General features: G+C 73.5%; 19 protein-coding genes. 14 read left to right on the plus strand and 5 right to left on the minus strand.

The genetic code is table 11. The features are described from left to right. Positions 1 to 143 precede the first annotated feature (143 nt). Positions 144 to 824, plus strand: coding sequence for a polysaccharide deacetylase family protein (locus tag OG598_RS09815; protein WP_328654122.1), 681 nt, complete (start codon positions 144 to 146; stop codon positions 822 to 824). Positions 825 to 827: 3 nt separating this feature from the next. On the opposite strand, the gene OG598_RS09820 is transcribed toward OG598_RS09815, so the two are convergent. Further along, complete coding sequence (locus tag OG598_RS09820; RefSeq protein WP_328654123.1) at positions 828 to 1,772, minus strand: NADP-dependent oxidoreductase; 945 nt, start codon at positions 1,770 to 1,772, stop codon at positions 828 to 830. Between the two features lie 103 nt (positions 1,773 to 1,875). Here OG598_RS09820 and OG598_RS09825 point away from each other — a divergent pair, with 103 nt between their 5' ends. Further along, positions 1,876 to 2,433 carry a TetR/AcrR family transcriptional regulator gene (locus OG598_RS09825; protein WP_328654124.1) on the plus strand — a complete coding sequence of 186 codons (558 nt, stop codon included), beginning with the start codon at positions 1,876 to 1,878 and terminating at the stop codon, positions 2,431 to 2,433. A 133-nt stretch (positions 2,434 to 2,566) separates the two neighbouring features. On the opposite strand, the gene OG598_RS09830 is transcribed toward OG598_RS09825, so the two are convergent. Further along, complete coding sequence (locus OG598_RS09830; protein ID WP_328654125.1) at positions 2,567 to 3,973, minus strand: KamA family radical SAM protein; 1,407 nt, start codon at positions 3,971 to 3,973, stop codon at positions 2,567 to 2,569. A gap of 153 nt (positions 3,974 to 4,126) precedes the next feature. Here OG598_RS09830 and OG598_RS09835 point away from each other — a divergent pair, with 153 nt between their 5' ends. From OG598_RS09835 to OG598_RS09875, 9 genes are all read left to right on the plus strand, one after another. Next, the gene (locus OG598_RS09835) at positions 4,127 to 5,176 is read left to right on the plus strand and encodes a zinc-binding alcohol dehydrogenase (protein WP_328655301.1); all 1,050 of its coding nucleotides are present in this window, start codon (positions 4,127 to 4,129) and stop codon (positions 5,174 to 5,176) included. A 4-nt stretch (positions 5,177 to 5,180) separates the two neighbouring features. Then, complete coding sequence (locus tag OG598_RS09840; protein ID WP_328654126.1) at positions 5,181 to 6,746, plus strand: amidohydrolase; 1,566 nt, start codon at positions 5,181 to 5,183, stop codon at positions 6,744 to 6,746. Beyond that, a complete protein-coding gene (locus tag OG598_RS09845) occupies positions 6,743 to 8,302 on the plus strand; it encodes a lysine 5,6-aminomutase subunit alpha (RefSeq protein ID WP_238681383.1) in 1,560 nt (519 codons plus the stop codon). Before OG598_RS09840 ends, OG598_RS09845 begins: the two co-directional genes overlap by 4 nt. Then, on the plus strand, positions 8,299 to 9,054 hold the full coding sequence (locus tag OG598_RS09850; protein WP_328654127.1) for an OAM dimerization domain-containing protein: 756 nt from the start codon (positions 8,299 to 8,301) through the stop codon (positions 9,052 to 9,054). The genes OG598_RS09845 and OG598_RS09850 overlap by 4 nt, the downstream gene beginning before the upstream one ends. Next, the gene (locus OG598_RS09855; protein ID WP_328654128.1) at positions 9,051 to 9,455 is read left to right on the plus strand and encodes a hotdog domain-containing protein; all 405 of its coding nucleotides are present in this window, start codon (positions 9,051 to 9,053) and stop codon (positions 9,453 to 9,455) included. The genes OG598_RS09850 and OG598_RS09855 overlap by 4 nt, the downstream gene beginning before the upstream one ends. 40 nt (positions 9,456 to 9,495) lie before the next feature. Further along, complete coding sequence (locus OG598_RS09860) at positions 9,496 to 10,833, plus strand: glutamate mutase L (protein ID WP_328654129.1); 1,338 nt, start codon at positions 9,496 to 9,498, stop codon at positions 10,831 to 10,833. A gap of 503 nt (positions 10,834 to 11,336) precedes the next feature. Next, a complete protein-coding gene (lnt, locus tag OG598_RS09865) occupies positions 11,337 to 13,010 on the plus strand; it encodes an apolipoprotein N-acyltransferase (RefSeq protein ID WP_328655302.1) in 1,674 nt (557 codons plus the stop codon). Positions 13,011 to 13,044: 34 nt separating this feature from the next. Beyond that, positions 13,045 to 13,854: a polyprenol monophosphomannose synthase gene (locus OG598_RS09870; protein WP_328654130.1), complete on the plus strand. Its 810-nt coding sequence runs from the start codon at positions 13,045 to 13,047 to the stop codon at positions 13,852 to 13,854. A 92-nt stretch (positions 13,855 to 13,946) separates the two neighbouring features. Next, positions 13,947 to 14,477: an FxsA family protein gene (locus tag OG598_RS09875; RefSeq protein WP_328654131.1), complete on the plus strand. Its 531-nt coding sequence runs from the start codon at positions 13,947 to 13,949 to the stop codon at positions 14,475 to 14,477. An 86-nt stretch (positions 14,478 to 14,563) separates the two neighbouring features. Here the strand turns inward: OG598_RS09875 and OG598_RS09880 are convergent, their stop codons facing one another. The 3 genes from OG598_RS09880 to OG598_RS09890 form a co-directional block, all read right to left on the minus strand. Then, the gene (locus tag OG598_RS09880) at positions 14,564 to 14,905 is read right to left on the minus strand and encodes an RNA polymerase-binding protein RbpA (RefSeq protein WP_030489777.1); all 342 of its coding nucleotides are present in this window, start codon (positions 14,903 to 14,905) and stop codon (positions 14,564 to 14,566) included. A 231-nt stretch (positions 14,906 to 15,136) separates the two neighbouring features. Beyond that, positions 15,137 to 16,291 (minus strand): hypothetical protein, encoded by a 1,155-nt coding sequence (locus tag OG598_RS09885; RefSeq protein WP_328654132.1) that lies wholly within the window; start codon positions 16,289 to 16,291, stop codon positions 15,137 to 15,139. Positions 16,292 to 16,317: 26 nt separating this feature from the next. Continuing rightward, complete coding sequence (locus OG598_RS09890; protein WP_328654133.1) at positions 16,318 to 17,676, minus strand: MFS transporter; 1,359 nt, start codon at positions 17,674 to 17,676, stop codon at positions 16,318 to 16,320. Positions 17,677 to 17,733: 57 nt separating this feature from the next. Between OG598_RS09890 and OG598_RS09895 the strand changes: the two genes are divergently transcribed. Genes OG598_RS09895 through OG598_RS09905 form a run of 3 tightly spaced genes read left to right on the plus strand, consistent with a single transcriptional unit; the run spans position 17,734 to position 20,598 of the window. Further along, a complete protein-coding gene (locus tag OG598_RS09895; RefSeq protein WP_328654134.1) occupies positions 17,734 to 18,381 on the plus strand; it encodes a TetR/AcrR family transcriptional regulator in 648 nt (215 codons plus the stop codon). Positions 18,382 to 18,436: 55 nt separating this feature from the next. Next, on the plus strand, positions 18,437 to 19,777 hold the full coding sequence (locus tag OG598_RS09900) for a flavin-containing monooxygenase (RefSeq protein WP_328654135.1): 1,341 nt from the start codon (positions 18,437 to 18,439) through the stop codon (positions 19,775 to 19,777). After that, a complete protein-coding gene (locus OG598_RS09905; protein ID WP_328654136.1) occupies positions 19,774 to 20,598 on the plus strand; it encodes an SDR family NAD(P)-dependent oxidoreductase in 825 nt (274 codons plus the stop codon). Before OG598_RS09900 ends, OG598_RS09905 begins: the two co-directional genes overlap by 4 nt. Positions 20,599 to 20,602 lie beyond the last annotated feature (4 nt).

A 20,602-nucleotide genomic window follows, 5' to 3' on the forward strand; every position in this document is an offset into this window, starting at 1 on the left:
AGGGGCCGGTCTTCGTCGGCTCGTCCGCCTCTGCGGCCGCGCCGCCGGCCAGCGCATCGCCGACGGTTGCGACGCCAACGGCTCCCGCCACCCCACCGAGTGCCCAGACGCCGACGGTTGCGGCTGTCCCGGGGGCGACGCGGGTGGGCAGCAGGGCGCCGGTCGTCGATCACGGCCCGCGCACCGGCGCGAAGGTCGCGCTGACCTTCGACGCGGACATGACCGACGGGATGTTGGCCAGTCTGCGGGCCGGCCGGGTGAAGTCGTACGCGAACCTGCGCATCCTCGACCTGCTGGAGCGGGAGCAGGTGTCCGCGACGTTCTTCCTGACCGGCAAGTGGGTGCGGCGGTATCCGGACGTGACCCGGCGGATCGCCGGCAACCCGCGCTTCGAGTTGGCCAACCACACCTACGGGCACGCGGCGTTCACCGCCGACTGCTACGACCTGCCCCGGCTGCCGGTCGACGAGCTGGCCGGCGATGTGGCGAAGACGTTCGAGGTGATCGCGCCGTACGGCGGTCGGCAGACCCGGTACTTCCGGTTTCCCGGGTTGTGTCACGACGCGGCGGCGTTGGACGCGTTGGCGCCGCTGGGTGTGACCGTTGTCGACGGGGACGTGGTCAGCGGCGATCCGTTCGCGACGGCGTGGAAGCCGTTGGTGCGGGCGGTGTTGGACCACGTTCGCCCCGGCTCGGTGGTGATCATGCATGTGACCGAGGCGAACGCGGCGATGACCGATGAGGCGTTGCCGCACATCCTGGCGGGGTTGCGGGAGCGAGGGCTGGTGCCGGCGCCGTTGTCCGAGGTGCTGGCCGGCGGCTGAGGCTCAGCTTTCCTGCACGTCGTCGACGGTCAGGACGATCTTTCCGCGGCGGGATCCGTGCTCGGCCGTGTGGTGCGCGTCGGCCGCCTTCGCGAGCGGGAAGGTCGCTTCGATGGGCACCCTGAAGCGGCCTTCGGTGAACAGTTCGGCTGCGGCGGGCAGGCCGTGGCGGCCGTCGGGTTCGCCGGCCAGCTGCCCCATGGACAGGCGGACGCCGTGGTTGGGCGCGGTGAAGTCCGCCAGGGTGAGCACCGCTGTCGGGTCGCCGGTGAGGTGGAGCAGCTCGGTCAGGGACCCGGCGCCGGCTACGTCGAGGGCGCGGTCGATCCGGGTCACACCCAGGGCGTCGAGGCGGGTGGTGAGGTCGGGGCCGTAGGTGACCGGTGTCGTCCCGAGCTGGCGGAGGAAATCGTGGTTGTCGGCGCGGGCGGTGCCGATGACGTGGACGCCGCGGGCGGCGGCAAGTTGGACGGCGGTACTGCCGACGCCACCGGCGGCGCCGTCGACGAGGAGCGTCATGCCGGGCCGTAGGTCCAGCAGGTCGAGGGCCCGGGTGGCGGTCTCGATGCTGGTGCCCGCCGCGCCCGCCTGAGCCCACGGCATGGCTGTGGGCTTGTGCGCCCAGAGCTGTAGTACCGCGAACTGTGCGCTCGCGCCGCCGAGTCTGGCCAGCTCGACGATGCCGAAGACATGGTCGCCGAGGGTGACTCCGTCGACGTCGTCGCCGATCTCGTCGACGATGCCGGCCGCGTCGACGCCGGGGATATGTGGCAACGGCAGTTGGGCGCTCATCGGGGTGCGGCCGGAGCGGAGGCCGACGTCGACGGGGGAGACGCCGGCGGCTCGGACGCGGATGCGGATCTGGCCGGCCCGGGGCTGTGGCGCGTCGGTGCTGCCGAGGTGGAGTACCTCGGGACCGCCGAACCGGTCGTACTGCACGGCGAACATCAGGGGCTCCTCTGCCTGGTTGACGGGGTGGTAGTCGTACCGTAGGCCGGAAACGGAGCAGACGTTCCGCTGTGGGATCAAGTGAGAGGGTGGTCGGTCGGGGATGTCTCAGATACAGCGTGCCGATGCCCGGTTCAACCGTGATCGGGTGGTGGCGGCGGCACGGGAGGCGTTCGCGTCGGCGGGGCTCGAGGTGCCCATGCGGGAGGTGGCGCGACGGGCGGGGGTGGGTGTGGCGACCCTGTACCGGCATTTTCCGACGCGTACGGAGTTGGTGGCGACGGTCCTGGCCGAGCGGGTGGAGGACTGCGGTCTGCAGGTGCGCCGCGCGCTCGATGACCCGGACCCGTGGCGGGCGCTGTCGGGGGTGGTGCGCGAGTTCGCTGAGCGACAGATCCATGATCGGGCGCTGAATGAGGCGTTGTTGGGGCCGGGTGAGGTGAGTGCGGCGTTTCAGCGGGAGCGGCGGGAGCACGCGCAGGCGTTGAACGTGCTGGTCGGGCGGGCCCGGGCGGCGGGTGTGCTGCGCGACGGCGTCGACGCGGACGACGTCCGGGCCGGTCTGTTGGCCATCGCGTCGCTTCGGCGGTTGCCGGCAGCGACGAGCGCCCGGGTGATCGGTCGGGTCGCCGATCTGGTGCTCGCCGGTATCCGCGCCTGACCGGTGCGGGCCGTCACGGTTGTCGTCGCGGCGGGGACGGTGCGGGCCGGGTACGTGCAGGCGCTGGGCTGCCGGTGACGGGCAACGGCGAAGCCCCCGGGTGAGGAATCCCGGGGGCTTCGCCGTTGGTGGGTCAGTCGTCGCGGTGGTCGTGCCACCACTGCTGGCCGTTGGCGGGCAGGGTGTCGATCGGGTCGTAGTAGGCGTAGCGCTTGTTGAGCGCCTCCAGGTCGGCGGATTCGATGGAGGTGCGGTAGTTCTTCGTCCAGTAGGAGATGCCGCGCTCCCGGTCGTAGTCGGTGAGCATGTGCACCCAGCGCTTACCGACGAAGGGGACGTCGCAGACGATGCGGGGGGTGGCGTAGCCGGGGAGGTAGCCCATGATGTCGTGTTGGAGTTGCTGGGCGTGCCAGACCGGAACCCGCCAGTGTTCGGCGTTGGGGATCATGTCGCACATGTAGAAGTAGTACGGCAGGATCCCGGCTTCGCCTTGGAGGGCGAAGCAGAGGTCGAGCAGTTCCGGGGTGGTGGCGTTGACGCCGCGCATGAGGACGCCCTGGTTGCGGACGTCGCGGACGCCGACGTCGAGGGCGGTCTGGGCGGCCTTGGCGACCAGTGGGGTGAGTGACTGGGCGTGGTTGACGTGGGTGTGGATGGCGAGGTTGACGCCGCGGCGGGCGGCGGTGCGGGCGACGCGTTCCAGGCCCTCGACGACGTCGGGTTGCAGCCAGTGTTGGGGTAGGCCCATGAGGGCCTTGGTGGCGAGGCGGATGTCGCGGACCGTTTCCAGTTCCAGCAGGCGCATGAGGTACGACTCGAGGTTGCGCCAGGGGACGTTGGCCACGTCGCCGCCGGAGACGACCACGTCGCGGACGCCGGGGTGGGACTTGAGGTAGGCGATGTGGGCGTCGTAGCGGTCGACGGGCTTGAGGGTGAGTTTGAGTTTGTCGACGGCGGGGGTGGAGTTGCCGACGAGGTCCATGCGGGTGCAGTGCCCGCAGTACTGGGGGCAGGTGGAGAGCAGTTCGGCGAGGACCTTGGTGGGGTAGCGGTGGGTGAGCCCTTCGGCGACCCACATGTCGTGTTCGTGGAGGCTGTCGCGGCTGGCGTAGGGGTGTGAGGGCCAGTCGGTGCGTCGGTCGGAGGCGACCGGGATCATGTAGCGGCGGATGGGGTCGGCGAGCAGCGCCTCGGTGGTGAGGGTCGCGAACGGCACCATCGTGTTGATCATTTGTGGTGGCACCAGCATGGACATGGTGGCCAGGGCCTTCTGGTCGGCCTCGAGGTCGGCGTAGAAGGTCTCGTCGATCAGGTCACCGAAGACGGCGCGGAGCTGCTTGATGTTCTTGACGCAGTTGACGCGCTGCCACTGGGCGGATTCCCACTGGTCGCGGGTGACGTGGCGCCAGCCGGGGAAGCGGGTCCAGTCGGGTTCGACCAGGGGGCGGCGGTGGTACTCGTAGGGCTGCCCGGCGGTCGGTACGGCGACCGGGGCGTGACGGGGTTGAGGGATGGTCTCAACCGGTTGGGTCTGGGTCACGGCCCCTCCTCGGTGTTACGGCTGATCATCGAAGCCCGAAGGCTACTGGAAAATATTCGGTACAGAAACTAGTCTGCCGTAAGTTTTCCCGTTACGCGAGCCTTGACCGGGGCTTCGGACGGCTGGCAGGGGGAGGTTGGCGTGACGTCACCGGTGGGACTGCACCGCGTCGTGCAACCGGCGGGGGTGCTGCCGCAGGCGGCCTGGCGCCTGGACACGTCGGCGGCGATCGCGCCGAACGAGGTGCGGATCCGGGTGCAGCGGCTCAACCTGGACGCGGCGAGCTTCCGGCAGTTGTCGGAGAAGCACGGCGGCAACGGTGACGCGGTCCGCGCCGAGGTGCTGGAGATCATCGCGACCCGGGGGAAGATGCAGAACCCGGTGACCGGGTCGGGCGGGATGTTGATCGGCACGGTCGAGGAGGCCGGTCGGCGGTCCCCGCTGGGGCTTCGGGCGGGACAGCGGGTCGCGACCCTGGTGTCGTTGACGTTGACGCCCTTGGTGATCACCGATGGGTTGGCCCGTTGGGACGGGCGCAGCGAGCAGGTGCCGTGTGACGGGTGGGCGATCCTGTTCGCGCGCTCCATCGCGGCGGTGCTGCCCGACGACGAGGACCCGCAGTTGTCCCTGGCCGTGCTGGACGTGTGCGGGGCGCCCGCGCTGACCGCCCGGGTGGTGTCGCGCTACGTCGAGGACCGTCGGCGTAGCGGTGATCCGACGCCGGTGCGGGTCGCGGTGATCGGTGGGGCGGGTAAGAGCGGGTCGCTGTCACTCGCGGCGGCGCGACGGGCGGGCGCCGCGCGTACCGTCGGGGTGGTGCCGGTGGCGGCGGAGCACGACGCGCTGACGGCCGCCGGTCTGGCGTCGGTGGTGGCGTTGGCCGATGCGCGCGACCCGGTGGGGTTGTCCACGGCGGTGACCACCGCGCTGGGTGCGCCGGCGGACGTGACGGTGGTTTGCGTGGACGTGCCGGGGTGTGAGCACGGGGCGGTGCTGGCCACCGCGGACGGCGGCACAGTGATCTTCTTCTCGATGGCGACGAGCTTCTCCGCTGCCGCGTTGGGCGCGGAGGGGTTGGCCGCTGACGTGACGATGCTGGTGGGCAACGGGTACGTGCCGGGGCACGCGGAGTTGGCGCTGGGGCTGCTGCGGTCCGAGCCGGGGGTGCGTCAGCTGTTCGCGGCGCGGGTCGCGGCAGACTGAGGTCATGACGAACCCCTCGACGTTGTATCGCGGCGGCGTGCTGCACTGTCCCGCCGACCCGAGCGCCACCGCGCTGCTGGTGTCCGGTGGGCGGATTGCCTGGTTGGGGACCGACGGTGACGCGCCGCCGGCCGACCGGGTGGTGGACCTGGGCGGGGCGTTGGTGACGCCGGCGTTCGTCGACGCGCACGTGCACGCCACCGGCACCGGTTTGGCGTTGTCCGGGTTGGCGTTGTCCGGGGTGCGCTCGGCGGGGCAGCTGCTCGACGCGGTGGCGCGGTTCGCGGCGGGTCTGCCGGCGGACGCGGTGGTGCTGGGGCACGGCTGGGACGAGTCGGGTTGGTCGGACCCGACGTTGCCGGACGCCGCGGCGCTGGACCGGGCGGCCGGTGGTCGGCGGGTGTACCTGTCGCAGGCGTCGATCCACTCGGCGTTGGTGTCGTCGGCGTTGCTGACGGCGTGCCCGCAGGCGGCGCAGGCGGCCGGGTACGACGCGTCGGGCTGGTTGCGGCGCGACGCGCACCACGTGGTGCGGGCGGCGGCGCAGGCGTCGGTGAGTCGGGCGCAGCGGGTCGTGGCGCAGCGGGTGGCCCTGGCCCACGCGGCGTCGTTGGGGATCGCGGCGGTGCACGAGTGTGGTGGCCCGGAGATCTCCGACGAGGAGGACTTCACCGGTCTGCTGGGCATCTCCGGCGCGGGGTTGCCGGAGGTGTACGGGTACTGGGGTGAGTTGGGTGGCGCGGCGCGGGCCCGGGAGTTGGGCGCGGTCGGCGCCGGTGGGGACCTGTTCGCCGACGGGGCGTTGGGCTCACGCACGGCGCACGTGTCGCAGCCGTACGGCGACGGTGACGGCTGCGGGCACGGGTACCTGTCGGTCGAGCAGGTGCGCGATCACCTGTTGGACTGCGCGGCGCACGGCATGCAGGGCGGTTTCCACGCCATCGGTGACGCGGCGATCGGCACCGTCCTGGACGGGTTCGCGGCGGCGGCGCGGACGCTGGGGGTGGAGCGGTTGCGCGCGGCCCGGCACCGCATCGAACACGCGGAGATCATGAGCAAGGCGTTGATCGCGCGGTTCGTGGAGTACGGGGTGGTGGCGAGCATGCAGCCGGCGTTCGACCGGTTGTGGGGTGGCGCGGGCCGGATGTACGAGACGCGGCTGGGGTTGGACCGGTCGTTGGAGTCGAACCCGATGGGTGCGATGCACTCGGTGGGGGTGGCGTTGGCGTTCGGGTCGGATTCGCCGGTGACGCCGCTGGACCCGTGGGGGTCGGTGCGGGCGGCGGTGGCGCACCACAACCCGGCGCAGCGGATGAGTGTGCGCTCGGCGTTCGCGGCGCACACCCGGGGCGGGTGGCGGGCGGTGCACCTGGACGTCGAGGGGGTCCTGGCGTTGGGCGCGCCGGCGACGTTCGCGGTGTGGTCGACGCCGGCGGGGGTGGAGCGGGGTCTGCCGGTGTTGCAGGCCGAGGACCCGGAGGCGCGGGGTCCGGACGACCCGACGCCGCTGCCGGTGTGCCGGCGTCTGGTGCTGCGCGGTGAGGTCATCTACGAGGAAGGGTCATCATGACCGGGAAGCTTGATCTTGATCCGGTGCTGGTGGCGCGGGCCCGGGAGTTGGCGCGTCGGGCCGGGCAGCCGGTGGTGGACCTGGCGCGCAGCCACACCACGGTGTCGGTGGAACGGGCGGTCCTGCGGTTGGCCGGGGTGACCGGCGCCGACCCGGACGGCATTCCGTGGGTGAACCGGCTCGTCGACGCGGTTGCCGCGGACGTCGGGTTGGGTCACGGGGTGGCGGTGCCGGTGTTCGACGCCCTGGTCCGCGAGGGCAGCACCGACGTGACGTTGCTGGCGCAGAAGGCCGCGGCCGGGTCGGTGCGGTTCACCCAGCCCACCGGGCGGGCGGCCACGGCGGCCCGGTCGGCGGCGCGCAAGGCCGTCGGCGCGGGCATTCGGCGCATCGACCGGCGGCGCGCCGAGCGGGACCGGCTGGTGAAGCGTCACGGCGACCCGGCGCAGCGGCCGTGGATCTACCTGATCGTCGCCACCGGTGACATCTACGAGGACATTCCGCAGGCGCAGGCGGCGGCGCGCGCCGGCGCTGACGTGATCGCGGTGATCCGCTCCACCGGGCAGTCGTTGCTGGACTACGTGCCCGAGGGCGCGACCCGGGAGGGGTTCGCCGGCACGTACGCCACCCAGGAGAACTTCCGGCTGATGCGCGCGGCGTTGGACGAGTCGTCGAAGGAGGTGGGCCGCTACGTGCGGTTGACCAACTACGCGTCCGGGCTGTGCATGCCGGAGATGGCGACGCTGGCCGGGTTGGAACGCCTCGACATGATGTTGAACGACTCGATGTACGGGATCCTGTTCCGTGACATCAACCCGGTGCGCACGTTCGTCGACCAGCGGTTCTCCCGGCAGGTGCACGCCCGCGCCGGGATCATCATCAACACCGGTGAGGACAACTACCTGACCACCGCCGACGCTGTCGACGAGGCGCACACGGTGACGGTGTCGCAGCTGCTCAACGAGTTCTTCGCCCACGAGGCGGGGTTGGCGGACTGGCAGTTGGGGTTGGGGCACGCGTTCGAGATCAACCCGGAGGTGCCGGAGTCGTTCCGGTTGGAGTTGGCGCACGCGTTGCTGGCCCGCGAGTTGTTCCCCGATGCGCCGTTGAAGTGGATGCCGCCGACGAAGCACATGACCGGTGACGTGTTCCGGGGCAACCTGCTCGACGGGTTCTTCAACCTGGCCGGCGCGCTGACCGGTCAGGGCATCCTGCTGGTGGGGATGATGACCGAGGCGGTGGTGACGCCGTGGTTGTCCGACCGGGACATCGCCCTGCAGAACGTGCGTTACGTCCTCGGCGCGGCCGGTGGGTTGCACGAGGACTTCGTGCCGGCGCCGGGCGGGTTCATCCGCCGCCGCGCCAACCAGGTCCTCGGTGAGGCACTGGACCTGCTGGACCGCATCGGGGAGCAGACGCTGCTCACGGCGATCGCCGAGGGCACCTTCGGGATCATGAAGCGGCCCGCGGATCGCGGCAAGGGACTGTCCGGGGTCGCCGCGCACGAGGCCGACTACTGCAACCCGGCCACCGACATCCTGGAGGCCGCCGCGTGAGCGGGGAGAAGCAGATCGTGCGCCCGTACGGGGACACCACCGGTGACGGCATGGTGCAGGTGTCGTTCACCCTGCCGGTGACCCACGACAAGCGCGCCGAGGGCGCGGCGGTGCAGTTGGCCAACAAGATGGGCATCGACCCGGCGATGGTGGTGCACGCCAAGCCGATGGGCGACGGGTTCACGTTCTTCGTCGTCTACGGGCGGGCCAACCACCTGGTCGACCTGGGCGCCGTGCAGGTGGTGGAACGGGACTTCGCGCTGCTGTCGGCGAAGGACGTCAACACGGTGATCAAGCAGCGGTTGCGGCGCAAGCTGTCGGTGGTCGGGGCGTGCATCGGCACCGACGCGCACACGGTGGGCATCGACGCGATCCTCAACGTCAAGGGCATCGCGGGGGAAAAGGGCCTGGAGTACTACCGGGAGCTGAAGGTCACCAACATGGGCGCGCAGGTCAGCGTGCCGGAGCTGGTGGAGACCGCCCGGGCGGAGAAGGCCGACGCGGTGCTCGTGTCGCAGGTGGTCACCCAACGCGACGCGCACCTGCACAACACCCGGGAGATGTCGGCGGCGTTCCGGGAGGCGATGCCGGCGGGGCGGCGTCCGCTGCTGATCGTCGGTGGTCCCCGCTTCGACGAGACGATGACCGACGAGTTGGGCGTGGACCGGATCTTCGGTCGGGGCACCACGCCCGGCGAGGTGGCCAGCTACCTCGTGCACGCCCTGATCACGCAACGGAAGGCGATGGCATGACCGACGCACGGCTCGGGTTGACGGTGACGCACCGGCGGTATGTGCCGTACTCGCACGCCCACTACGCCGGCAACCTCGTCGACGGGGCGTACGCGCTCGGGTTGTTCGGCGACGTCGCCACCGAGGTGTGCATCCGCACCGACGGCGACGAGGGCCTGTTCGCCGGGTACGCCGACGTGCGTTTCCACGCGCCCGTCCACGCCGGGGACGTGGTCGAGGTCACCGCGCGGGTGTCGCGGGTGGGCACCCGCAGCCGCACCCTGGAGCTGAGCTGCGCGGTGGTGTGCCGGGGTCGCCCGGACCGCTCCGCGTCCGCCGCGGAGGTCCTCGACCCGCCGATCGTGGCGGTCACCGCGACCGGCACCGTGGTCGTTCCCGCCGCCAGCGTGAGCGAGGAGTGAGCCGGGGTTGCGAGCCCCGCGGTCGCGAACAGGGAAACTCGTGACCCTGGCGGTCTGCGCGGACGTCGGTTCCACGTACACGAAGGTGGCGGTGGTGGACCTGGCCGCCGGTGTCCTGGCCGGCGCGGCGTCGGCGCCCACCACTGTGGGCACCGACGTGCTGCACGGTCTGGACGCGGCGGTAGCGGCGGCCACCGCAGGGCTCGGCGTGCGCGACGTGCCCTGGTACGTGTGCTCGTCGGCCGGTGGTGGGCTGCGCCTGGCCGTGATCGGCTACGAGCCGCTGGTCACCGCGCAGGCCGGCCGGCGGGTCGGGTTGTCCGCCGGCGCGCACGTGGTGCACGTCGCGGCCGGGCGGCTCGGCGCCGCCGACCTGACGGCGTTGCGGGCGGCCCGCCCGGACGTGGTGCTGCTCGTGGGCGGCACCGACGGCGGCGACGCCGACACTGTCACCCACAACGCCACCCGCCTGGCCCGGGCCCGGTGGCGCCGACCCGTGGTGTACGCGGGCAACGCCGACGTGCGCGAGCAGGTGACCGGGCTGCTGCGTGACGCCGGGGTGCCGGTCACCGACGCCGACAACGTCCTGCCGCGCATCGGGGTGCTCGCCCCGGCGTCGGCGCGGGCGGCGATCCGGGCGGTGTTCCTGCGCCACGTCATCGGTGGTAAACGACTGTCCAGGGGTGCCCGGTTCGCGCGGTTGGTGCGGGCGGCCACCCCCGACGCGGTGCTCACCGGTGTGGAGGTGCTCGCCGACACCCTCGGCGGTGACCTGGCCGTGGTCGACGTGGGTGGGGCCACCACCGACGTGTACTCGGTGCTCACGCCCGACGAGCGGGCCACCGGGCCGGGCCGGGAGGTCGCCGGCAGCCTGTGGCGGGCCCGCACCGTGGAGGGCGATCTGGGCATGCGGTGGAGCGCCCCCGGGGTGGTGCGGGCCGCCGCGGAGGAGCGGCTGCTCACCGCCGGCGAAGCCGACGACCTGGGTGCCGCCGCGGCACGCCGGGCGGCCGACCCGGCGTTCCTGGCCGTCGACGACGTCGAGCGGGCCGTGGACCGGCGCATCGCCACCCTCGCCGCGACGGTGGCGCTGCGCCGGCACGCCCGGGGCGCCGCCACCGGTGAGCGGGCCGGGCGGGACCTGCGCGACGTGCGGATGCTGGTGGGCTCCGGTGGGGTGCTGCGGCACGCGCCGGCGGACGTGTCCGGGCAGGTGTTGACGGCGGTCCTGGCCGACCACGCCGGCGGGTGGGCGCTGCCGCGCGCCGCCGCGGCGGTGGTCGACGCCGACTACGTGTTGGCCGCCGGAGGGCTGCTCGCCGAGGAGCACCGGGCGGCCGCGCAGGCGCTGCTGCGTCAGCATCTGCGGACGCATTGAGACTCGCCGACCCGACACGCCGTGTCGCAACACACGACAGGCCGGCTGCGGGTTGACAACCGACGGGGGTCGGCACGTACCGTCTTTGAGTCCTACCACGGGAAGCGGCTGTTGTTCGCTTCGTCCCTTCGTCCGCTGGCCGAGCGACATGTTTGAGCGTCATCGTCGCGGCGGCCAGGTCCAGCGGGCGGGGGTCGGCGGGGCGGCGCGAACCGGCCGCGGTTACCGGTGTACGGGCAGGGTGAGGTGCACGGCCAGTAGACAACGGCCCGGCGGGGGCAGCCAGTCCACGTCCGGTCGGTCCGAAGGTCGTCGTGCCCCATCCTCGCCACACCGGCCGGGAAGGGCCTGGGAGCATCGGGGCGCGGCGCGAGCCGCGCCCCGATTTCATGTCCGCCGGGCGGTTCGTGCCCGACGGCCCGACGCGGCCGGTGAACCCGCCAGCCAGGTAACCTTCGCCCCGTGATCGAGGTGAAGCGGTGACGACCCTGGACCGGGATGAGATGCACACCCCGGCGGCGCTGCCCCGGCCGGTCGTTCCCGGTCGGCCGCTGCCGCTGAGGGTCGCCGTGCCCCTGGCCGTGGCCGCCGGGCTGGCCCTGCTGGTGGCGTTTCCCCCGTACGGGGTGTGGCCGCTCGCGCCGGTCGGGGTGGCGTTGCTGGCCGCCGCCGCGCACCGGCGGCGGTTGCGCGCCGGTGCCGGCCTGGGCTTCCTGACCGGGGTGGCGTTGTTCGCCCCGCTGCTGGCCTGGACGAACCTGCACACCGGCTACCTGCCGTGGGTGCTGCTGTCGCTGCTGCAGGCCGGCTACCTGGCGTTGCTGGGCGCGGCCACCGCCTGGGTGTCGCCGCTGGTCGACCGCGCCCGCTGGGCGTGGCCGGCGCTGACCGGGCTGCTCTGGGTCGGGCAGGAGGCGCTGCGCGACCGCACCCCGTTCGGCGGGTTCCCGTGGGGGCGGTTGGCGTTCAGCCAGGACAGCTCACCGCTGCTGCGGCTGGCCGCGCTGGGCGGCGCCCCGTTGGTCACCTTCGTCGTGGCCCTCGTCGGCGGGTTGCTGGTCACCGCCGTCTGGCAGGCCTGGGTCACCGCCCGGCGCCCTGAGCCCACCACCACGCCGGGCGACGCCGCGCCGGGCGCTGAGGGCCCGCTGGACGGCCCTGCACGCGGCGGGGGTGCGCCGGGGTGGCGGTGGACGCCGGTGGTCGTACCGGCCGTCGTGGCCGTCGCGCTGACCGTCGGGGCTCTGCTGGTGCCGGTCGCCACCGCCGGGTCCGGTGACACCGTCACCGTGGCGATCGTGCAGGGCAACGTGCCGCGGCTGGGCCTGGACTTCAACGCCCAACGGCAGGCGGTGCTCAACAACCACGTCGACGCCACCATCGAACTGGCCGAGCGGGTCGCCGCCGGGCAGCAGCGGCGACCCGACCTGGTGGTGTGGCCGGAGAACTCCAGCGACATCGACCCGCTGCGCAACCCCACCGCCGGTGCGCGGATCTCCCAGGCCGCCGACACCGTCGGCGCGCCGATCCTGGTTGGCGCGGTCCTGCTGGGCCCCGACGCCGGGCAGGTCCGCAACGCGGGCATCCTGTGGCGACCCGGCACCGGCCCGGACCTCGAGCAGCTGTACACGAAACGCCACCCGGTGCCGTTCGCCGAGTACGTGCCGCTGCGCGACGTGGCCCGGATGGTCAGCAAGAAGGTCGACCTGATCCGCAGTGACTTCGTGCCCGGAAGCACCCCGGGCGTGGTACGTGCCGGCCCCACAGTGCTCGGTGACGTGATCTGCTTCGAGGTCGCCTACGACGAGGTGGTCCGCGACACCGTCACCGGCGGCGCGCAACTGCTGGTGGTGCAGACCAACAACGCCACCTTCGACGTGGCGGAGGCCCGCCAGCAGATGGCCATGGTGCGGCTGCGGGCGGTGGAGCACGGACGGCCGGCGTTGATGGCCTCCACGGTCGGGGTGTCCGGGTTCGTCGCACCCGACGGGCGGGTAAGCGATGCCACCGGGTTCAACACCCGGGAGGTCGTGGTGCGGCAGTTGCGGCTCGACGACGGACGCACCCTCGCCACCCGCCTCGGCTGGTGGCCCGAGGTGGCGCTCGCCGCGCTGGCCGCGGCGGCCCTGGTCGGCGCGGCGGTGCTGCGCCGGCGGCAACGGGTCAGGCCCGGATAGCAACAGCCGGTACGCCGGCGGGAGCGGAGGAACCGTGATCCAGGCGACCGATACGATCCGACGCGCGGACGAGGTGCCCGGGGTGGGCCGGGTGCTGGTGGTGATCCCCACCTACAACGAGGCCGACAACATCGCCGTGATCGTGGGCCGGGTCCGGCGGGCCGCCCCGGCGGTGCAGATCCTCATCGCCGACGACAACAGCCCCGACGGCACCGGCGCGATCGCCGACGCCCTCGCCGACGGCGACGCGCACGTGCAGGTGCTGCACCGCCAGGGCAAGCAGGGCCTCGGCGCGGCGTACCTGGCCGGGTTCGGGTGGGCGCGCGAGCGCGGCTACCAGGCGGTCGTGGAGATGGACGCGGACGGTTCGCACGCCCCGGAGGACCTGCCGGCGCTGCTGGACGCCGCCCGCGACGCCGACGTGGTGATCGGCTCCCGGTGGACCAGGGGCGCGCGGGTGGTCAACTGGCCGCTGCGGCGGCTGTTGCTGTCGCGTGGCGGCAACCTGTATGCGCGCCTGGCGCTGGGCATGCCCGTCTCGGACGCCACCGGCGGTTACCGGGTGTACCGGATCAGCGCGTTGGACGCCATCGACCTGGAGTCGGTGACCTCGCAGGGCTACTCGTTCCAGGTGGAGCTGTCGCGGCTGGCGCACCGGGCCGGGGTGCGGATCGTGGAGGTGCCGATCACCTTCGCCGAGCGGGAACGCGGCGACAGCAAGATGAGCCCGAAGATCGTGGCCGAGGCGCTGTGGCGGATCACCGCCTGGGGGGTGCGCGACCGGCGCCAGGCGGTACGCCGGGGCCTGCACGGCACCGCCACCGGCCAGGCACGGTGGCCGTGAGCGGGTCAGGCGCGGTGGCCGTGCGCGCGGGCGTGTCATGCTGGATGAGCGGAACACGTCAGTGGTGTCCGCAGGAATGGCGATGAGGTGAGATGCGCCGAGGACTGAGGTTCGTACCGTTGGCCCTGTTGCTGGCGGTGGTGCTGGAGCTGGCGGTGTTCGTCGGCGTGGGACGGGCGCTGGGGTTCGGCGCGGCGGTGTTGCTGGTGTTCGCCGCGTCCCTGCTGGGGTTGGTGCTGCTGCGCCGCGAGGGGATGCGCGCCTGGCGTGGTTTCCGCGCCGCGGCGGCGGCCGGGCAACCCCCGGGCGGTCAGGTGACCGACGGGCTCGTCGGGTTGGCCGGCGCGCTGTTGCTGGCGGTGCCCGGCCTGGTCAGCGGGCTGGTCGGGTTGCTGCTGCTGGTGCCGCCGGTGCGTCGACTGGCCCGCGCCGGGGTGCGCCGCGCCACCGAGCGGCGGGTGTCGTCGATGGTCGCCGGTGACCTGTTCGGGCCCCGTACGGTGCGGGTGCGTCAAGGTGCGCCGCAACCCACCCCGCAACCGACTGCACAGCCGGAACAGCCGGTGGTGGTCGACGGCGGTCGGGCCATCGAGGGCGAGATCGTCGAGCCCGGCCGGCACTGAGACCAGGCCACCTACCGCGCTCAAGGCAGACATGACGGCGCCCCCGGGGGAAACCCCGGGGGCGCCGTCATCGCGCGTCGTGCGGCTCAGGCGCGGCCGCGGCGGGTCCGAACCTCCTGCAGGCGCTCCTCCAGGATGTCCTCCAACTCGGCGATGGAACGCCGCTCCAGAAGCATGTCCCAGTGGGTACGCGGCGGCTTGGCCTTCTTCTGCTCCGGCTCGTTGCCGTCGACGAGTCGGGCGACGCTGCCGTCGAACTTGCATTCCCAGGTCATCGGGACCTCGGCGTCGACGGCGAACGGCACCTCGAACTGGTGGCCCTTGGCGCAGAGGTACTCGCGGGTCTGACGCGGCGCGAGCTCCGTGTTGCGGTCGGATTCGTAGCTCACCGCGCCAAGGCGGCTTCCGCGCAGCATACGCTCGCCCATGATCGACTTCCCCTCGTTCGTGGTGCTGGTCTTCTGGGTGTAACGGTGCGTCCCCGTCGAGCCATTCCCGCCCGAGGGCGTGAGGCGTCGACGGGTGGGCCGGGACCAAGGGTAGCCGGCCGGGACGCTCACCCGGTGAGGTGATCCCCAGGCGGGTCGGGACAACGGTGTGTGTCCGCTGCCACCGGGGAGGTTAACCGCCCGAGCCTACCGAAGGTTGCGCCACGATCATCAGGTGGCGTCCCCGGGAGCGGCGGCGCCGAGGCGGGCCAGCGCCAACGCCAGGTCACTGACCTGGTCGCCGAGCTGCGCCACCCGCCGCTGGGCCAGGTCCCGGTCGGTCTCTGCGGCGTCGAGTCGTACCGTCAGGGCGGTGCGGTGACCCTCGGCGGTCGCCGCGGCCTGCCGGGCCACTGTCAGCTCGGCGGTGAGCGTGTCGCGCTGGGCGGCCAGGGCCGCCACCTCCGCGCGCAGCCGCGCGGCCAGCTCCGCGGCCTCCTGCCGGGCGTCGTCGGCCTGCCGGGCGGCGACGTCGGCGCGGTCGCGGGCCCGGTCGGCCTGCTCGCGCGCCCGGGCGGCGTCGGCGGCCTCGGCGCGGGTCCGCGCCGCGTCGGCGCGGGACTGCTCGATCTGGCGGCGGACGTCCTGCACCTCGGCCTGCCACCGACCGGCCCGTTCGGTCGCTTCGGCGGCGGCCCGGCCGGCCCGTTCGGCCTCGGCGCGCAGCGCGTCGCGTTCCACGCTCAGGTCGGCCACCCGCTGCCGTTCGGCGTCGCGTTCCGTGCGCAGGTCCCGCGCCTCGGCGCGGGCCTGGTCGCGGTCGCGCTCGGCCTGGGCACGCAGCGCCTCGGCGGCGCTGGCGTCGTGGCGGGCCTGGTCGCGGGCGGCCTCGGCGTGCCGCGCCCGCTCGTCGGCGGTGTCGGCCTGCCGGTGCGCCAGCTCGGCGCGCTGGCGGGCGTCGTCGGCCTCGGCGCGGGCCTCGCGGGCCTGCTCGCGGGCGCGCGCCGCGTCGGCCGCCGCGGTCTCGGCGTCGTCGCGGGCCTCGTCGCGTTCGGTCTGCGCCGCCGCGATCTCGGTGGCGGCCTCCGCGCGGACCTGCGCGAGCTGGCGCTGCACACCCACCGGGGACAACTCGGCGTGCAGCGACTCGGTCAACGTCTCGACGATCTGGTCGAGTCGGTCCACCGCCTCCCAGGTGCGGGCGACCTGCCCGGGCAGACCGGGGGCGTTGCGGTGCCGCATCCGGCTGTTGCGGGAGGCACGCTGGCAGGCGCCGTCGTTGTCGCGGCAGTAGCGAAACGGTCGACCCGCGCCGACGCGCTGCGGGACGGGCGCTCCACAGTGGGCGCACGGGCGGGTTTCGGCGGTGCTGGGCTGGGCGTCCATCGAGGGCGAAGTCTAGTGCCGGCCGATCAGCTCGCCGCCCGGGCCGTCGCGTCCAGGGTGTAGCGACGTTGCAGCAGCAGCGCCGCGAGCATCGCCACCGCCGGCAGCAACCCGAAGCCGTAGCGGACCGCCGCGAGCGCGGCGTCCGGCTGCGTCGGCGACTCACCGGCCGTCGAGGCCACGAAACCACCCACCGTCAGGCACAGCGCGTACGCGTACGGGCCCAGGGCCGCGCCGGTGGCCTCGGTGGCCGTCCACACCCCGGTGTAGGTGCCGGCTCCGGTGCTGCCGGCGTTGCTGGCGGCGCGGATCACGTCGGGCAGCATCGAGAACGGCAGCAACTGCATGCCGGCGAACGCCACCCCGAGCACCGCCACCGCGGCGACCAGCACCGGCAGGCCGGCCGGCCTGCCCACCGCCAGCACCACCGAGCCGGTCGCGAACGCGCCCTGCGCGCCGAGCAGCGCCCGCTGCTTGCCGACGCGTCGGGCCACCACCAGCCAGGCCGGGGTGACCAGCAACGCCGGCGCCACGAACGCGGCCACCAGCACCGTGGTCAGGCCGGGGGCGCGCAGCTCGTACTCGGCGTAGTAGGGCACCCCGGCGAGCACCAGGTGGGTGGTGGTGGACATCGCCAGGTACGCGGCGACCAGCCACCGGAACTGCGGATCGCGCAGCGCCGTGCGCAACGCCCGCCACCCGCCGTGCCCGGACGCGGTGCTGGGCGGCGCGGAACCGCGCAGCCGGGCGATGCCGGCGACACCGACCAGCATGGCCACCAGCATCCCCACCGCCAGGACCACGCCCATCCGCTGGTAGCCGTCCCGCGTCGCGGCGTCGCCGCCGGTGAGCAGCGGGGCCAGCAGCCCGGAGGCCAGGATGCCCAGGGTGAGCACCACCATCCGGAACGCCATCAGCCGAGTGCGTTCGTGGTAGCCGATGCGCAGGTCGGCCGGGGTGGACAGGTAGGGGACCTGGTAGGCGGCGAAGAGCAGGTTGCCGGCGATGAAGAACACCGCCACCCACGCCGCCGCCGGCGCGCCGGTCAGGCCGCCGGGCACCGCGAAGAGCGCGGCGAACGCGACCGGCAGGGCGCAGCCGAGCAGCAGCAGGCGACGACGGTCGCCGCGTCGGGTCTGCTCGACGTCGGCGCGGTGCCCCACCCAGGGGTGCAGCAGCACGTCGGCGATCTTCGGCAGCAGCAGCGCCAGGCCGGCCAGCCACGGCCCGACGGCCAGCACGTCGGTGAGGAAGTAGAGCAGCAGCAGGCCGGGCACTGTCACCCAGACACCCATACCGAGCGAGCCGGCCGCGAAGCCCGCCAGGGGCCCGCGTGGCAGCGTCGCGTCGGTGGCGGCCGCGGGCCGCCGGTCCAGCCCGGTCATCGCCGCATCCTCTCCGCAATCCAACGGTTGCTGGATTCTAGGGGCAGAATGGCGGCCATGACCATGCCCCGCCGCCGCCCGGGTCGGCCCCGCCGCGACGAGACCCGGCCGACCCGCGAGGTGGTGCTCACCGCGGCGACCGCGCTCTTCGCCGAGCGGGGCTTCGACGCCGTCGGGCTGCGGGAGGTCGCCGCCGCCGCCGGGGTCGACGTCGCCACTGTCGCGCACCACACGGGTACGAAGGCGGCGCTCTACGACGCGTGCTTCGCCAGGGTGTTCGCCGCCGAGCGGGACGTGCTGACCGAGGCCGCCGAGCAGGCCCGCGCCGCCCTCGACGCGGGTCCGGACGCGGCGCGACGGGCCCTGCACGAGCTGGTCGACGCCTTCGTCGACTTCCTGGAGGACCGCCCCGAGACCACAGCGCTGTGGCTGCGCCGCTGGTTGGAACCGCAGCGGCACGCCGAGCTGGATCAGCGCTACGCCGACCCGTTGTACCGGCTGGTCGCGGAGCTACTCACCGCCGCCGCGGCGACCGGCGCCCTCGCCGAGCCGACCCCGCACATCACAGTGCGGAGTCTGGTGTGGGCGACGCACGGGCACGTGGTGGCGCTGGCCGCGGGCGCGCCCGGGGCTCGGGAACGGCGCGAGTTCCGGGCGTTCGTGCATCGCCTGCTCGACGGGCTGTACGGATCGCCGACCCCTTGACGGGCCGCCTCCGCGCGACGATTATCCATCGGACGTTGGATTAATGGGGGCGGCAATGGGCGTACCACAGCGGGTGGCGGTGATCGGGGCCGGCGCCGCCGGGCTCGCCGCGGTCAAGGCACTACGCGACGCCGACGTGCCAACTGTGGGCTTCGAGGCCGCCGAGCAGGTCGGCGGCCTCTGGGTGTACGGGGCACCCGACTCGCCCGCGTACCGCACGCTGCACCTCAACACCAGCCGTGGTCGCACCCAGTTCGCCGACCACCCGATGCCCACCGACTGGCCGGACTACCCCGATCACCGTCGCGTCGCCGGCTACCTCGCCGACTACGCCACGCGCTTCGGTCTGACCGACACCATCCGGCTGCGCCACACCGTCGAACGGGTCACCCAGCACCCCGACGGCACCTGGACGGTGGCCGCCAGCGGCCCGACCGGCCCGGTCGAGGTCACCGTCGACGCCGTGGTCGTCGCCAACGGACACAACCGGGTGCCCCGGCTGCCCGACCCCGGCTACCCCGGCGAGTGCACCGCAGAGCAGATCCACAGCCACGACTACCGGGGCCCGGAGCAGTTGGCCGGCCGGCGGGTCCTCGTCGTCGGCGGCGGCAACTCCGCGATGGACATCGCCGTCGACGCCTCGTACGCCGCCACCCGCACCCTGCTGTCGCTGCGCCGGGGCGTCTGGGTGGTGCCGAAGTACCTGCTGGGTCGCCCCTCGGACACCCTCAACGGGGCGTTGGCCCGCCGGCTGCCGTGGCGTCTGCGCCAACGCATCAGTCAGACGATGCTGAGCGCCACCGTCGGCAACCCCACCCGCTACGGGCTGCCCGCGCCAACGCACGGTTTCCTGCAGGACCACCCGACGCTCTCCGACGGGTTGCTGTCGCGGCTGACCCACGGTGACGTCGAGGCCCGGCCCGGCGTCGCCGCCCTCGACGGCGACCGGGTGGAGTTCACCGACGGCCGCAGCGACAGCGTCGATCTGATCATCTGGTGCACCGGCTACCGGGTGGACGTCCCGTTCCTCGACCCGGCGTTGCTCGCCGGAGGCGCCGACACCCTGCCGTTGTACCGGCACGTGTTCCACCCCGACGCCCCCGGGCTGAGCTTCGTCGGGCTGATGCAGTCCACCGGCTCCGCGTTCCCCCTGGTCGAGGCGCAGGCCAAGCTGATCGCGGCGCACCTCGCCGGCCGGTACGCGCTGCCGGACCCGGAGCGGCAGCGCGCCGCGTGCCGGGCCGAACTGCGCGCTGCGACCGCCCGTTGGGGTCAGCGCCGCCCGGCGATGCGGGTGGACTTCGACGTCTACCTGGCCGAGCTGGCCCGGGAGTTGACCGCCGGCACCCGCCGCGCCCGCTCCGGCACGGCGCCCTCGGTTGGGGCACCCCGGTGAGCGGCCGAACACTTGCCGGTCGGCGGGTGCTGGTCACCGGGGCGAGCGGAACCTTCGGCCGCCACCTCGGCGCCGCGCTGAGCGCCGCCGGCGCCCGGGTGGTGGGGCTCGACCTGCACGCCCGTCCCGACGACGACGTGCCGGTGCTGGGCTGTGACCTGACCGACCCGGACGCCGTACCGGCGGCGGTGCGGGCCGCCGTCGACCGGCTCGGCGGGCTCGACCTGCTGATCAACAACGCCGGGGTCGGTGGTCCCGCGCCGGCCGAGTTGCCGCCCGACGAGGTGGTCCGCCGGCAACTGGAGGTCAACCTGCTCGCCGCGTGGCGCACCACCGCCGCCGCGCTGCCCCCGCTGCTCACCGCACACGGACGGGTGATCTTCGTGGCCAGCCGGATGGCGGTGCTGCCCCTCCCGCTCGCCGCCGCGTACGGGGTGAGCAAACGGGCCCTGGTCGCCTACGCCGACGCGCTGCGCCACGAGGTCGGCACCCACGTCGGTGTCAGCGTCGTCTACCCGAGCATGGTCGCCTCACCGATCCACGACAGCACCGCCGAGGCCGGGCTGTCCCTGCAAGGGGTGTCGCGCCCCGAGCCCGTCGAAGGGGTGGTCGCGGCGATCCTGCGCACCGCCACTGCCCGGCGGGCGCCCCGGGACGTGGCGACCACCGCACGCGGCCGGGTGGAGATGGCCGTCGGCCGGCACGCGCCCGCGTTGGCCGACCGGCTGGTACGCCGTACCCTCGCCGCCCGGCTCGCCGCCGGTGACCTGGACGCCGCGCCGCTGGCCGCCGGGATGCTCGGCCGCCACCGGGGGCGGTGACCGC

It is taken from the genome of Micromonospora sp. NBC_00330 (assembly GCF_036136635.1).
GTDB lineage: Bacteria > Actinomycetota > Actinomycetes > Mycobacteriales > Micromonosporaceae > Micromonospora > Micromonospora salmantinae.